This window comes from Nostoc sp. FACHB-888 (assembly GCF_014696655.1).
Lineage (GTDB): Bacteria > Cyanobacteriota > Cyanobacteriia > Cyanobacteriales > Nostocaceae > Nostoc.
The window spans coordinates 1-14,077 of the sequence record NZ_JACJQM010000119.1; the positions used below are offsets into that span (position 1 = coordinate 1).

11 protein-coding genes and 1 pseudogene are annotated in these 14,077 nt (G+C 40.9%); 7 read left to right on the top strand and 5 right to left on the bottom strand.

The annotated features are described in order from the left end of the window. The first annotated feature begins 163 nt into the window (after positions 1–163). The 3 genes from H6G26_RS32315 to H6G26_RS32325 all read left to right on the top strand — a co-directional run bounded on the left by H6G26_RS32315 (position 164) and on the right by H6G26_RS32325 (position 3,792). Positions 164–2,410, top strand: coding sequence for an ATP-dependent RecD-like DNA helicase (locus H6G26_RS32315; RefSeq protein WP_190734860.1), 2,247 nt, complete (start codon positions 164–166; stop codon positions 2,408–2,410). A gap of 89 nt (positions 2,411–2,499) precedes the next feature. Then, positions 2,500–3,450 (top strand): RpoD/SigA family RNA polymerase sigma factor, encoded by a 951-nt coding sequence (locus H6G26_RS32320; RefSeq protein ID WP_190734862.1) that lies wholly within the window; start codon positions 2,500–2,502, stop codon positions 3,448–3,450. A 90-nt stretch (positions 3,451–3,540) separates the two neighbouring features. Further along, entirely contained in the window at positions 3,541–3,792 is a 252-nt protein-coding gene (locus H6G26_RS32325; protein WP_190734864.1) for a hypothetical protein, read from the top strand. 106 nt (positions 3,793–3,898) lie between these two features. On the opposite strand, the pseudogene H6G26_RS32330 reads toward H6G26_RS32325, so the two are convergent. Further along, a pseudogene (locus H6G26_RS32330) lies at positions 3,899–4,150 on the bottom strand (GFA family protein); the annotation flags it as partial. Between the two features lie 155 nt (positions 4,151–4,305). Between H6G26_RS32330 and H6G26_RS32335 the strand changes: the two are divergent. From H6G26_RS32335 to H6G26_RS32345, 3 genes are all read left to right on the top strand, one after another. After that, positions 4,306–6,072: an SWIM zinc finger family protein gene (locus tag H6G26_RS32335; protein WP_190734866.1), complete on the top strand. Its 1,767-nt coding sequence runs from the start codon at positions 4,306–4,308 to the stop codon at positions 6,070–6,072. Position 6,073: 1 nt separating this feature from the next. Further along, positions 6,074–10,291: a DEAD/DEAH box helicase gene (locus H6G26_RS32340; RefSeq protein WP_190734868.1), complete on the top strand. Its 4,218-nt coding sequence runs from the start codon at positions 6,074–6,076 to the stop codon at positions 10,289–10,291. Between the two features lie 162 nt (positions 10,292–10,453). Then, a complete protein-coding gene (locus H6G26_RS32345) occupies positions 10,454–10,963 on the top strand; it encodes an NUDIX domain-containing protein (RefSeq protein ID WP_190734870.1) in 510 nt (169 codons plus the stop codon). Between the two features lie 199 nt (positions 10,964–11,162). Here H6G26_RS32345 and pepE read toward each other — a convergent pair whose 3' ends face one another. From pepE to H6G26_RS32365, 3 genes are all read right to left on the bottom strand, one after another. After that, positions 11,163–11,693 carry a dipeptidase PepE gene (gene pepE, locus H6G26_RS32350; protein WP_347242538.1) on the bottom strand — a complete coding sequence of 177 codons (531 nt, stop codon included), beginning with the start codon at positions 11,691–11,693 and terminating at the stop codon, positions 11,163–11,165. Positions 11,694–12,135: 442 nt separating this feature from the next. Then, on the bottom strand, positions 12,136–12,918 hold the full coding sequence (locus H6G26_RS32360) for an alpha/beta hydrolase (RefSeq protein WP_242054026.1): 783 nt from the start codon (positions 12,916–12,918) through the stop codon (positions 12,136–12,138). Positions 12,919–13,237: 319 nt separating this feature from the next. Then, positions 13,238–13,522, bottom strand: a complete 285-nt coding sequence (locus tag H6G26_RS32365; RefSeq protein WP_190734872.1) for a hypothetical protein — start codon at positions 13,520–13,522, stop codon at positions 13,238–13,240. A 123-nt stretch (positions 13,523–13,645) separates the two neighbouring features. On the opposite strand from H6G26_RS32365, the gene H6G26_RS32370 reads away from it, so the two are divergent. Then, complete coding sequence (locus H6G26_RS32370; protein WP_190734874.1) at positions 13,646–13,843, top strand: NblA/ycf18 family protein; 198 nt, start codon at positions 13,646–13,648, stop codon at positions 13,841–13,843. Between the two features lie 146 nt (positions 13,844–13,989). On the opposite strand, the gene H6G26_RS32375 is transcribed toward H6G26_RS32370, so the two are convergent. Continuing rightward, a complete protein-coding gene (locus tag H6G26_RS32375) occupies positions 13,990–14,070 on the bottom strand; it encodes a hypothetical protein (RefSeq protein ID WP_242054027.1) in 81 nt (26 codons plus the stop codon). Between the last annotated feature and the right edge of the window lie 7 nt (positions 14,071–14,077).

A 14,077-nucleotide genomic window follows, 5' to 3' on the forward strand; every position in this document is an offset into this window, starting at 1 on the left:
CAAGCAAGGGTTAATCTGGTGTCAGCCCTACTACGCCGACTTTCAAGCTTAAACTAGAGTGAGTTTTCAATGATACTAATAGTGGGCATCTAACTTAGTATTTATGTACTATAACCAACTGAATTTGAGTATTATAATGATGTGCGGCATCTGATCATAAGCAATGTCCACTCCCCCTAATCTTTCCCCTCAACAAGTAAGTGCCTTTCCTCAACACGAAACAATCACCGGAGTCGTAGAACGCCTAACTTTTTACTCTGGTGAATCGGGTTACACTGTGGCAAGACTGACCCGCCCCCGTAGCACCGAACTCACAACAATTGTCGGCAGCTTTGCCAATATTCAGCCAGGTCAAACTCTACAGCTAACTGGTTTCTGGCGTGACCATCCACAATTTGGCCCCCAGTTCCAAGTAGTCAACTACAAAGAAACCAAACCAGCAACGCTTACCGGAATTGAGAAATATTTGGGCAGTGGGCTGATTAAAGGTGTTGGGCCAGTCACAGCAAGACGGATTGTTGCCCACTTCGGGCTAGAAACCCTGGACATTATCGAAAACCAGATTGAACGACTGATTGAAGTCCAAGGTATTGCCAAAAAGCGCATCACTCTCATCAAAAACGCTTGGTTAACTCAGAAAGCGATCAAAGAAGTAATGGTATTTTTGCAAGGGCACGGTGTTTCAACAACATACGCGGTCAAAATTTACAAGCAATATAAGGATGAAGCAATTGCCACTGTTACCAAAAACCCCTACCAGTTAGCAGCCGACATCTACGGTATTGGTTTTCTAACTGCCGATAAAATTGCACGGAATATCGGAATTGCCCCTGACTCAGAATTTCGTTACCGTGCGGGGATTATCCACTGTCTAAGTGAAGGCGCCGAAGATGGTCACTGTTATCTGCCACAAAGTGAACTGATTGAATCGGTAATCAAACTGCTGGCTACCGAATCTCATCAGCCCACAGAAGAAGCGGTGGCGATCATTATTAAAGATATGGCTTTAACAGACGACCTGATTAGAGAGCGGGATGAAGAAAAAACGCTACTTTGCTACAAGCCGACTTACTTTCATACGGAGCAGAACTTAGCTCAACTGATACGCCAACGCTTGGAAAAGCCTGTCGGCACTGACATTGAGCGTGTGCGTGGCTGGATTGACCGCTTTACTGCTAGCCGTAAAATTCAGCTTTCAGAACAGCAACGCCAAGCTGTAGAAACAGCAGCCTATTCCAAAATCATGATCCTCACTGGGGGACCGGGGGTTGGAAAAACTTTCACCACCCACACCATAGTTAGTTTATGGAAAGCGATGGGTAAATCTATTGCAATGGCAGCACCGACTGGACGCGCTGCTCAACGCTTGGGTGAGATGACTGGGCTGGAAGCCAAAACCATACATCGCTTGTTAGAATTTGACCCCCGCTCAAGGGGTTTCAAGCGCGATAGCGAAAATCCTTTGCCCCACACGGCAATTATCGCTGATGAAGCTTCGATGCTTGATTTGTTTCTGGCTTACTCCTTAGTTAAAGCAGTATTGGCTGGCGCTCTACTATTGTTAGTGGGTGACATTGACCAGCTACCATCTGTGGGCCCAGGTCAAATACTTGCTGATTTGATTAATTCTGGTCGCGTGCCAGTAGTGCGGTTGACCCAGGTATTCCGTCAAGCTCAAACAAGTGCCATTATCACTGCTGCTCACCAAATTAATCGAGGAATTTACCCAACAATCGAGCCAATCTCCGACAATCCTGTGTCTGATTGTCTGTGGCATGGCGGCGGTCATCAGCCTGAACATGGAGTACAAGCAATCTGCGAGTTGATTACCGATTTGATTCCTCGCTTAGGTTTTAATCCTGCCACTGATGTCCAAGTACTTTGCCCGATGACACGGGGAGTAGTCGGGACTCGCAATCTCAATACCGTGTTGCAGCAGTTGATTAATCCACCCAGCCCCAACAAGGTGGAGATTAACAGAAGTGGGAATTTGTTGCGTGAGGGCGATCGCATCATCCAGCTAACCAATGACTACAACCGAGAAGTCTTCAACGGCGACTTAGGAATAATCCAAGCCATTGATACTGTCGAGCAGGAAATTGCTGTTGGGTATGGCGAACGCAATGTAATTTATGATTACGCTGACTTGAATGAAATTGCCCTGGCCTGGAGCGTAACTATTCATAAAAGCCAGGGATCAGAATATCCAGTGGTAGTTCTGCCAATCTATATGCAGCATTATATGATGTTGACCCGGAACCTGTTTTACACTGGTATAACTCGTGCCAAGAAGTTAGCGATCGTGGTTGGAGCAAAAAAAGCGATATCTCTGGCGGTGCGCTCTACTGATGACCAACAGCGCTACACAAGGTTAAAGCAGAGGTTACTTCACCCAGGACTGCATTGGTGATGAATTTTGATTATTAAAAATAGAAAACTTTATTGAGCTATTTGATTTATACTTTTAAATTCCTTGGTTTAAAAAAGTGTTGAGTTTGTATGTCCAGCCTGAGTTCCGACATGGTTCGCATCTATTTGCAGGAAATTGGTCAGTATCCTTTATTAAAGCCAGAGGAAGAAATTGCTTATGGTAGACAGGTACAAGAAATGATTGCCATTGAGCAATCTAAAAATGAACTCACCCAACAGCTAGACCGTGAACCAACTTTGACTCAATTAGCTAATGCTGTCGAAAAAACCGAAGCACAAGTCCGAGCAGCACTACACCTTGGCCAAAAAGCCAAACAAAAAATGGTAACAGCTAACCTGCGATTGGTAGTATCTGTTGCCAAGAAATACCAGAACCGCAATTTGGAATTTCTAGATTTGATCCAAGAAGGAGCGATCGGTTTACAACGGGGTATAGAAAAGTTTGATCCCAACCGAGGTTATAAGCTCTCGACCTACGCCTACTGGTGGATTAGCCAAGCTATAACCAGAGCAATTGCAGAACAATCCCGCACTATTAGATTACCTGTTCACCTGACTGAAATACTTAATAAAATTAAAAAAGTGCAGCGAGAAAGCTTTCAAAAACTCGGCCGCCATGCCACTGCTGAAGAAGTTGCAACACTCTTAAACATAAGCACAGATAAACTTCGAGAATATCTCACCGCTTCTCGCACAGCCATCTCTTTAAATAAACAAGTCGGAGATGAGAAAGAGACAGAATTGGGCGAAATTTTAGCAGACGTTGGCGCTTCACCAGAAAAACTGCTCACCCAAGAACTTCTATCGCAAGACGTGGCTAAATTATTAGAACCACTGACACCAATTCAACGTCAAGTGTTGACTTTAAGCTTTGGTCTGGAGAACGATCAGCATTTTAATCTCGCTCAGATTGGCCAACAGCTAAACCTTAGCCGAGAGCGGATTCGTCAAATCCAAGTCAAAGCTATAAGTATTCTCCGCCATCATCAAAATGATATCCAAGAGTATTTATTTGATTAAGAGGATGTTTTAGTCAGATGACGCACGGATCTTGTAGAACTAAGACGAAAAACTATATTAAAGAAGTAAGTCCTTAACAGTAATCAGTCAATGCCCAGTAAAACAATTGAAGTCCGAGACTACACCGTCAGAGCGCACAAGCGGGAAATTCATACTCGCGTTTTCAACTTCGTATGTAAGCAGTGCGAACAGCCCACACAACGAGAAACCTTTGGTGTCCGACCGCTCTACTGTGAGAAATGCCGTCCTCCTCAACCTCCCAAGCAATCGAAAGTAGTCCCTATAGGCAAGAGGAAACCCAGAGCGATGAACTATAAGAGTGGTAAAGACATAGCTGGATGATTTGTTGTCTCAAGGTTTTGAGTGAGCGCACGAAAGTGAGTGAAGCAGTGCGCTCATTCGCCCAACCTAACTCAAACTTGTAAAAAGTAACTCTACTGTTTAGGAGTCATTCAGGAGTTGCAAACTGTGCAAATAACTCTACCCCTGTCAGGTCATTAGTTTCATTGGCAAAACAGTAATATTTGGGCTTTTCATCAATGAATACCTGGTGATCGAAAACAAGACCTTCAGAATTATCGAATAGTCCAACAGGCATGAAATACTGGTTATTTTGTTTTATTTTATAAAATAGATGGCTCTCACATTTCTTACAGAATCCACGTTCTGCCCACTGTGACGATTGATAAAGCCTAATATTTTCTTCACCAGAGAAGCTAACATCACTTTTATCCCTTGTCCAGTTTTCCGACTTGAATCAATTTCATTCATGGATATTGGATTTAAGTGGGATACAGGCCCAAGGAGAAATAAAGGCAGTTTAAGCGTAAGCTAAAAATAAAAGACTTGGGTGCTATGTCGATTCCAGAAATTTCTGAAGCAATAATACGTCATAACTCCAACGCTTCATCCTACAGTCGTGGTGAAGAATATTACCGCAGGGGTGCGATCGCCGATCTCAAAAAACGCGGTAATCTGATTCAAGCAGAGGTAGAAGGCGGCGAAATTACACCATATCAAGTCAGTATTCGTTTTGATGCAGGTGGAATTACCTCAGCAAGTTGTACCTGTCCTTATGATTATGATGGTTGGTGCAAACATATTGTTGCCACCTTATTAAGCTGTTCGCGTCAATCAGATAGGATTGAAGAACGTCCAACGCTAGAACAGTTATTAAATCACCTCGATCTTCTTCAAACTCAGCGATTACTGCAAGAACTGGTGGAAAATAGACCAGAAATAATTGATGATATTGATGAGTTCGTCAGTTTGATAGACTTACCAAAACCAAAAACAAAACAGCCTTCTACCCGCCAAAGCAAAATTGACACATCACCTTTCCGCTCTCATGTCAAGCGGATTTTGCGGGATGGATTGAAAGAATTAGAGTATGGTTCAGAAGAAGACCCATTTACAGATGATTTGCTGGCTGTAATTGAGAAAGCGCGGGAGTTAGCAGAAAATGGAGATGGCAATAATGCGATCGCAATCCTCGAAACTATTACCGAAACTTATGCCCAAGAATGGGACGAGTTGCTAGATTACGGTGGAGACAGTTATTCCATCGCAGAACCTCTTGATAGCGCGTGGACAGAAGCAATTTTGTGTGCAGAAATGTCTACAGAAGAAATAGTAGATTTGCAGTTGATGTTGTCATCATGGCAAGACGAAATCAGTGCAGACTTTAGTATGAGTTTAGAAGCATTGCGTCAAGGTTGGGATTATGAACCATTGCAACAAATTATGCAAGGAGATGATACCGCAGAATTTTGGGAAAATGAACGACCAAGCTTTGCTGATGATTTAGCATTGATTCGCTTGCAAATTCTTGAACGTCAAAATCGTTACACAGAGTATTTAAATCTAGCTTTAGCAGAGGAAATGACTCTGCAATACCTGACACAATTAGCAGCTTTGGGAAGAGTAGAAGAGGCGATGTCTGCGGCTAAAATCCTGATGGAAAGAGCAGAAGAGGGTTTTGCCCTGGCAAAAATATTGCGGGAAGATGGGTATTTGGTTGAAGCGTTAGAAATATGCCTTGCTGGTATAAATTTAACAGGTAACTGTTTATATGAATTTGCTACTTGGACAAGTGATTTAGCCCAAGGATTAGAAGATAATGCCACTGCCTTAACTGCCAGCATCATTGCTTTTAAAATCAGACCATCGTTTCGAGACTATGGTAAAATTCAAGACTATGCAGGAGAAACTTGGTTGACGCTCAAACAAGATTTACTGCAAACACTACGAGATCAGCAAGATTGGGGAATACGAGAAGCTCAAGTCGATATTTTTCTCCATGAAGGATTAATTGATGATGCAATTAAAACAGTAGAGAGAGATACTTACTATGATTCCAAACTGGTTCATCGAGTCATGGATGCAGCAGTTTCCCATCGTCCAGATTGGGTAATTGATAACGCTCGCAAACGGGCAGAACCAATTATGGAACAAGGAAAAGCTGACCGTTATGACGCTGCGGTTAATTGGCTAAAAAAAGTCAAAGCTGCTTATATTCAACTAGGGCAAAAAGCTGAATGGTCTGCTTATCGCTCAAAATTAGAAGCGGCTCATGGACGCAAACGTAAATTAATGGAATTATTTAAACAACTAAATAAATAATATGATTAATTTGGCAACTGACACCACAAGATTGCAAACAAAACTCGTTGAGAAGAAATACTTCGAGTTACACCCTTCCTTACAAAGGATTATCCAGTTATTTTCGGTAATTTATGCACCGATAGACAAAAATTCATTCATAAGTTGTCTTAGTAAAACGGGCGCTTTGGATGAAAATAATAAACCTTGGAGTACTAAAACCCTCAGTCCCCAAATTGATAAATTGTTAAAAGCAGGCTTGTTAGTGCAAGAAAGCAGGCAAGGTGCGGAATGCCACCCGTTACTTACAGAAATTGCTACTCGTCATGCTATAAAAACTGAACAGTTTGAAATCCAAGTCATAGCAGTTGAAGAAAAGCTACCTATACGTACTCATTGGAACCATGATTCTCGTCGGATATTCCATAGTTTACGCCAGTGTATCAGAGAAATTCGTATAGGTTTTTATCGCCAAGATTCTAATTTTATTAATAAGCAAATTGAAGATTACGAGAAGTATGGTGATAGCGAAGAAAAAATAGTAATACAAAATATCTTTGAGCAGATATGCAATAACCCATTTGATGCAGATTGGTTGAGTACCTTACCACAAGGATTATATGAAAGTAGCATATCTAGCATCCTCCTAAATTCAGCATTAAAATTGTCTGCATCTGAAGATGCGTTTACACTCTTAGAAGAAGAATGTTCTTCAACTGGAAGACATTGCTCAGATTATCTGCACCTGATTTTGACAGAACAAATGTTGCTTCGAGGTTGTACCGAAGAAGCACAAGAAACTCTGGAGCGGATATCACATGAATATCAAGATAACGCCGCCGTTTTTTGGGGTTGGTTAAGTTTTCTACGGGGTGAGAATGAGCAAGCAATTACTTATTATACAGATGCCCTGAAAAAGCTGAAAAAAGCGACAGGCAAACGCCAAATATATTTCGATACAATGGGGGGCTTATTTTTTATCCTCGCACTGTTAAAAGACGGTTCAGTGCAACGCCTCAAAGAAGCAGAAGAGTACACCAGTTTGATGTCTCGTCAATCGGATCATTGGCTCAGGTTTATTTATGACAGACTGAAAACAGTGCTGCAAGTACACCAGGGTGATATTACTCAAAAACAATTTGTACTTAGCGCCCATATCTCTTCAGTAGAAGAAGAAAATAGCTTACAAACATTGTTTTGTTCCCTATGCCTTTACTGGATGGATGCCCAGAGTGCTAAAAAACGCTTACCTAATTTATTAGAACCACTATATCGGCGATCGCTCGCCTCTGGTTATCACTGGTTGGCAATGGAAACCGCAGAACTCCTATCCCGGATTAAACCTAGTAGTAAGTATCAAAAAGAAGCAGAAGCACTGCGAGAAGATAGCGGTATTCATTCCATCATAGACCTAATTCGACCCCAAGAGGCTTGGGAAATGTGCCTCAATGCTTTGGCAAATCTCCAAAAACAACCACAAACATCCCTAAAACCAGAATCCGAACTGCGTTTAGCATGGTTTATTACCTTCTATCCCAGCAGATGTGTATTGCAACCAAAGGAACAGAAAGTTAATGCCAAAGGCGAGTGGAGTAAAGGTCGCCCTATAGCCCTCAAGCGCCTGAGTAGTGGATTATCTGAGTTTGATTACATCACGCCCCAAGATATGCGGGTATGTAGTTGTATTGAAGTATATAGTGAGGGGTATTATGGCAAAGTTGATTATACCTTCGGTGAAAAAGCCATTTTTGCCTTAATTGGACACCCATTGGTTTTTTGGGAAGATACACCTAATATTCGTGTAGAAATCGTCAAGGGAGAACCGGAATTACTAGTTAAAAAAGAGAAACTTGGTTGCCTCACCTTGGAATTTTCTCCCAAATTACTAGAATCACAAAATATTCTGCATATCAAAGAAACCCCAACCCGGATCAAAGTTATTGAAATTACTGCCGAACACAGACGCATTGCGGAGATTATAGGTAAAGATAATAAATTAAATGTACCTGCCTTGGCCGAAAAGCAAGTTTTGGCAGCTATTAATGCCGTCTCTGGCATCGTCACTGTGCATTCTGACATTGGTGGCGGACTTGAAGGTGCAGAAGAAGTACCCGCCCAGACTCTGCCCCATATTCACCTTTTACCTGCCAATACTGGTTTGAAAATCACCCTTTTGTCGCGCCCTTTTGCCCAAGGTGGCCCCTACTTCCGCCCTGGTACAGGTGGTGAAACTGTCATTGCCGAGATTGAGGGTAAACGTCTGCAAACCAGACGAAATCTATCCCAAGAGAAGCAACTTGCCGCCTACGCTGTAGCCGCCTGTCCTACCTTGGCTCAAAGTGAAGAACAAGATGGTGAATGGGTAATAGTTGACCCAGAGGAATGTTTAGAACTACTGCTAGAACTGCAAGCGCTAGGAAATAAAGTAGTCATGGCATGGCCAGAAGGAGAGAAGCTGCGTGTTAGCCATAATGCTGACTTGAAAGACTTTAATTTATCAATTCAACGTCAGCAAGACTGGTTTGCAGCCACAGGGGAGTTGAAATTGAATAATGACCTAGTGCTGGATATGCAGCAACTACTAGAACTACTGGAGAAAACCCCCAGCCGTTTTATCCCCCTTGGTGATGGTCAATTTTTGGCTTTAACTCAAGCTTTTCGGAAACGCCTTGACGAATTGCGGATGTTTTCGGAAAAGCATAATAAAGGTATTCGTTTTCACCCCTTAGCCACATTAGGGTTAGAGGATTTTGTCGATGAGGTAGGTAAGGTAAAAGCAGATAAACACTGGAAGGCACATAGAGAGCGTCTCAAGGAAGTGCAGAACCTCCAGCCAGAACTGCCATCTACGCTTCAGGCAGAACTACGTGACTACCAGATGGAGGGTTTTTGTTGGCTGGCGCGTCTGGCACATTGGGGTGTAGGAGCTTGTTTGGCAGACCAAATGGGACTCGGTAAGACTTTGCAGGCATTGGCGGTCATTCTCAGAAACGCCCATCAGGGGCCAACCCTAATAATTGCGCCGACTTCCGTGTGCATGAATTGGGTGAGTGAAGCGCAAAAGTTTGCCCCAACTCTGAATATTATTCAATTTTCTGGTGCTAACCGCCAAAAATTATTGGATGGGTTACAACCGTTGGATATGTTGGTTTGCAGCTATGGTTTATTACAGCAGGAAGAAGTAGCGCAAATGCTTTCTGGTGTACAGTGGCAAACGATTGTCCTGGATGAAGCCCAGGCGATTAAAAATATGACCACTAAACGTTCTCAGGCAGCCATGAACCTAAAATCTAATTTTAAGTTGCTGACTACTGGGACTCCCATTGAGAATCACCTGGGTGAGTTGTGGAATTTGTTCCGTTTTATTAATCCTGGGTTATTGGGTTCTTTTGAAAGCTTCAATCAACGCTTTGCTACCCCCATTGAAAAATATCAGGATAAACTTGCACGTAATAAACTCAAAAAACTTATTCAACCATTTCTGTTGCGGCGCACAAAAAATCAAGTACTAGAAGAGTTGCCATCTCGTACCGAAATTCTCCTTCATGTGGAATTAAGTCGAGAGGAAAAGGCATTCTATGAAGCGTTGCGCCGTCAGGCCATATCTAAACTTACCGAAAGTGATGCAGAAGCAGGAAAGAAACATTTGCAAGTTTTGGCTGAGATTATGAAACTGCGTCGTGCTTGCTGTAATCCTAGTTTGGTTATGCCTGATACGGAATTATCCAGTTCCAAGTTGCAACTTTTTGGTGAAGTATTGGGTGAACTGCTGGAAAATCGTCATAAAGCGTTAGTGTTTAGTCAGTTTGTTGACCATTTGCACATCATCCGCGATTACCTCGAACAGCAAGGTATTAATTATCAATATTTAGATGGCAGTACTTCAGTAGCAGAGCGCAAAAAACGGGTCGATGCATTTCAAGCTGGTTCAGGGGATGTCTTTCTGATTAGTCTCAAAGCAGGGGGCACAGGACTTAATCTGACTGCGGCTGATTATGTCATCCATACAGACCCTTGGTGGAACCCTGCTGTGGAAGACCAAGCTTCAGACCGCGCCCATCGGATTGGGCAACAACGTCCGGTGACAATTTATCGTCTAGTTGCAAAAGATACTATTGAAGAAAAGATTGTGCAATTGCATCACCAAAAGCGAGATTTAGCAGACAGTCTATTGGAAGGTACTGATATGAGTGGCAAGATATCAACGGAAGCCTTGTTACAGCTGATTAGTGAAGGTTAAGGCATTTACCAAGGCTTTTTTGACAATAATCGCTCATTCAGTAAATTGCTTTTACCTGACTTGAGCGAGCGCAAAACTTGTTGCACCATAATTATACCTGAAAATAAGGTTTTGGCACGGTAATGCCTAACCGCCTAATTCAAATTATAAAGGGATTTAATCATGATACAAGATGATGAAATACTTGACATTGTAGACGAAAGCGATTGCGTTGTTGGACAGAAGAAACGTTCGGAAATATATTGTCAAGGACTATGCAATTTTAGAGTTGTCAATGCTTTTGTTGTTAATTCATTAGGTCAACTGTGGATACCTCGGCGTTCTACACACAAAACTATTTTTCCGCTTTGTCTTGATGTCAGCATGGGGGGTCATGTTGAAACTGGAGAAACCTATGAAGATGCTTTACAACGTGAACTCAAAGAAGAGTTGAACTTAGAGCTAAACATGGTTAATGTTCGACTCTTGGGATATTTAATACCATATCAGTATCAAGTATCTGCTTTTATGAAGGTTTATGAAATCGAATTAGATTTGAACCCAGAGTATAATAAAAATGATTTTATTGAAAGTTTTTGGTTATCCGTTAATGATTTAATAGAATGGTTAAATAGCGGTGAACCTGCAAAAAGTGATTTGCTAAAACTTGTGAAAATATTTTATCAAAACTAAATAAAGTTCTTTATAAGACATTTGAGATATGTTTATTAGGAAGATTAAAATAAATTAGAAAATGCATATTTACGTCAAAAATATGCTGACGACTGGAAAGGATATTTAGCTAACTGTTCAATGCTAATAAACGATTTTTTGAACATGAATACGGGATTATTTCATGTAGAAATTACACCAATGTAGGTCAACAATTCTATTAAAATATTTCCAGAAGAAAATCTAAATTATCATTAGGAGAATACTCTTGTTTTTCTTCTCCAAACTTGAATAAATATATCGTTTTATTGCCAATCAATCTGATTGATGAATCTTCAATTTTTAACATTGTTCCTTCCGGCAATCCTACAACATAAATATCTGGATTTAAAACCAGAAATTCTTCCAGTCTTTGTTCTCTTGTCTCTCCATTGTGATTTGGGATTACTGCATTTGTATAGTGGGGGTTAATTTGAAAAGGAACTAAATTCAATCCTTGAAAACTTATCGGTTCAATTATTGGCATATCATTACTTGTTTTGATGGTAGGACAAGCAACATTAGAACCTGCACTCCATCCGATATAAGGAGTTCCATTACTAACTTTATTTCTGATATCCTCAAGTAGTTTAGTCTGATGTAAGTAATGTATTAAATGAAAAGTGTTTCCGCCTCCAACTACTATAGCTTGAGTACCCAAAACTGGATGGTGAGTGTTTTCAACAGTTTTTGGATTGGCTATCTGTGCAATTAGGTAGCGATTACGCTATTTTATAGATTGACCAAGCACCTGCTCATACAAGTTCAAAACTCCGTTGGCCAGAAAATATTATTCCTCTGTTTCAACCACCTTCAGCCCCTGAACTCAATCCCATTGAAAGGCTTTGGCAACTCCTCAAAAAACCACTCAAAAATCAACTTTTTTCTTCTTTACAAGCTTTACGTGAACGCATCCAAGAAATATTCGACCAACTTACTTTTGAGCAGGTAATTTCTGTCTCTTCTTACAACTTTATTCTAGAAGCTTTATTCTATGCAGCTTCATATTAAATTGGTATAAGTAATAACAATCTTTTTGACATGGTTTATTTCCTGTAGTTATAATTATCTATACTAAAGAATGGTCAAAGGAGGCAAGGGGGCAGGGGGAACAACTGAGACGGAGCTTGTATTTTGCCCCAGTTCAAACTGTATCAATATTGCTCAAATTGACAAATAAAATCCAATATGAGTGATGTAAATTTCTCAGGATACCAGAGTCCCCATTCGTGGAAACCTTCTTCTACAGTAATTAATTTAGAGTCTGGAATAATTGCTGCCATTTCTTGAGCGTTACTTAATGGTGTAGTTAGGTCTTTTTCTGACCATAATAACAAACAGGGAGCTGGGATTTTTGGTAGCAGATGGTTGATATTTTCGTATAAAGAAATTAGCAATCCTTGAATGACATTGACTGTGTTGAACAACAAGTTGTAGGAGAAAACCAAAGGAATATCAACTAATTTCAACCTGCGTCTTGGGAGAAACAGTTGAGCGGTCATTTCGATTGCCCTTCGCGGTATCATCTCTGGTATAGATGGCGTGGGCAGCCCAGTACTATCTACCAAAATTACACTTCTGACTTTTTCTGGAACAAGTGTAGATAAACTAATGGCAATACCTCCGCCGAATGAGTGTCCTACTAGATGAAATTGTTGTAAATCCAAAACTTCCAGAAACGAAAGGAGACATTTGCTATAGCTAAGGTAATCGGGAAGTAGCCCAGAGTAAGTTGATCTCCTAAAACTGGGTAAGTCAGGAGCAATTATAGTATGGTGCTGTGCTAGTAGTTCCAGTACTTCTTGATAAGGCTCAGTAGAGATTCCCCAGCCGTGTAGCAATAGGATAGGGATTGAACTCGACTCCAACCTACTTTGCTGATAAAAAATAGTGCAATCTTGTAAATCGACCCGATGATTAGTTAATTGGGATTTCAAAACCGCAACCTCATTCGCTATGACTTGGTAAATTATTTCTACTGTGATGTAATAGTAGCAATCCCACAGAGTTGAGGAAACTTTCTCAAGGATTATATAGGTATGACTTATACAAAGAAAGGAATTCGCAATTAAGAAATTTAAATTAGTAGCATTTTCATAAATTGCATCTGTTGCCTAATGAAAGAAGAATTGGTATTACTGAATCATGGGGGAATGGCACGAAGACTCGTGTGAAACCTTGTCAGGGTTATCTTGTTGGGGGTAGGGTTGCAGCTTCGTGTGTTTCAGACAATTAAATACGAGTACGTCAAGCAGTTCAAGACATTCCTAATTCCCCACACCCGAACCTGCAACTTTGCACCCTTTCATCTAGGAATACCAGGGATATACGCTTTTCACTCTTACCCAAAGGAATAATTGTATTGTCCATCTCTTCTTTTGAGCGATGGCGCTGTTTCGCCCGCCTTCTTGCGATCGCTAGCCGCAAGCAGAGGCTAAAAATGCTTTTAAAAACCTCAAGGTAAGAAACTTTAGAAGTTAGGTTTTGACTTGGGTTGCCACAATGGAGTGATATCAAGGTTTTTAGCAGCAGATACGGCATTCTAACCTACTTAGTACGGTTTACACCCCTTTAGTTTTTGTAAAGTTATCGTAATATTTATTTATATAAAGTAATATTTGCTTACATAAGCAAAGCCAAATAAAAGAGTAAGTAATAAAAGCGATGAATCAACCGATTGAATTATCTTTAGAACAAGAATTTAGCCTTAGAACATTCTCTGATCAAGTGCAGCAGATGTCTCGTGAACAAGCTCAAGAGTTTTTGCTGATGCTGTATAAGCAGATGATGATAAGGGAAACGACTTACCAGGAATTGCTCAAACATCAGTGGGAAGTTGGTTCAGGTTCAATCTTGGGTTAAAACAAACTTGTTCCCGTCACTTTAAGCGACTCAGAAGATGACGAACAGACAATTGTCTTTTTCATGCAAATCCCTCAAAGCGCCCACGCTTAGAGGGATTTTGGGTATTGGTATTTGGTATTGGGTTTTTTGACTGCTAAGTTAAATTATTTGCTTATCTCTTCTGCTGACTTTAACTCTTCAAAGGTAATACTACCGTCTTTGTCTGAATCATAATTTACTAGCAATTCCTGG